The sequence below is a fragment of the Bradyrhizobium sp. Leo114 genome (assembly GCF_055229415.2).
Genome location: NZ_JBUYEN020000194.1, coordinates 1 through 705, shown reverse-complemented (window position 1 = coordinate 705; position 705 = coordinate 1). Strand labels below are relative to the sequence as shown.

The 705-nt window shown below is 59.4% G+C and carries 1 protein-coding gene and 1 pseudogene; both read right to left on the bottom strand.

Going from position 1 to position 705, the window contains the following annotated elements; genetic code table 11:
• Positions 1–345, bottom strand: a 345-nt coding sequence (locus ACZIRK_RS45360) for a nitrogen fixation protein NifQ (RefSeq protein WP_207234712.1), incomplete at its 3' end; no start/stop codon positions are given.
• A gap of 129 nt (positions 346–474) precedes the next feature.
• Positions 475–705: pseudogene (gene nifH / locus ACZIRK_RS45355) on the bottom strand (nitrogenase reductase); the annotation flags it as partial.

Here is a 705-nt window from a genome sequence, read left to right as displayed (position 1 = left end):
GAGCAGGAGATCACGCAACATTGCGCCCTCATCGCTCTCATTGCGCTTGAAACGCAAGAGCAACTCCTCGGCGTTCATCCGAACCGACGGGAAGTACTGCTCCAGCAACGCCGCCAGCTCATGGCTTGACAGACCGACCTTCTCGGAAAGAAGACCACCATCCATCGTGGCGAGCGCCAGAATGGACGCCAGCGCGTGGCGATCGAAATTGCTGTCACTGGTTGTGTCGGCATCTGCGGGGTGCGCCCCAGTGAGCAGGCGATAGGTCGCAATTCCCCTATGCCGCCCACCGTTCACATCACTCGCTCTGGCAGCCATAAGCGGAAAGAATTGCGCTTCGAACATTGATGGCCGACCTTTCCACCGCGATCAAGTATGCTCTGCTGCATCGTGATGCTGGTCACGAGATCTTTCGCCGGAACGCCGGCCTCCCTCATTAAGCATTGGGAAAGCCGGCCTCCATCGGTATGCTCTTTACTCGGCGGCGAGCTCGGCGGCGGTCTTGCCGACGATGGACTCGTCAACTGGCTTCATGATGCCGTGCTCCATCAGCATGTCCTCCAGCTCATCCATGGAGATCGGGGTAGGGATGATGCCTTTGCCGCCATTGTGGTGGATCCTGGTCGCAAGATTGCGATAGTGATCGGCTTGCTGGGACTCCGGCGCATACTCCAGCACGGTCATGCGGCGCAGCTCCGCGTGCTG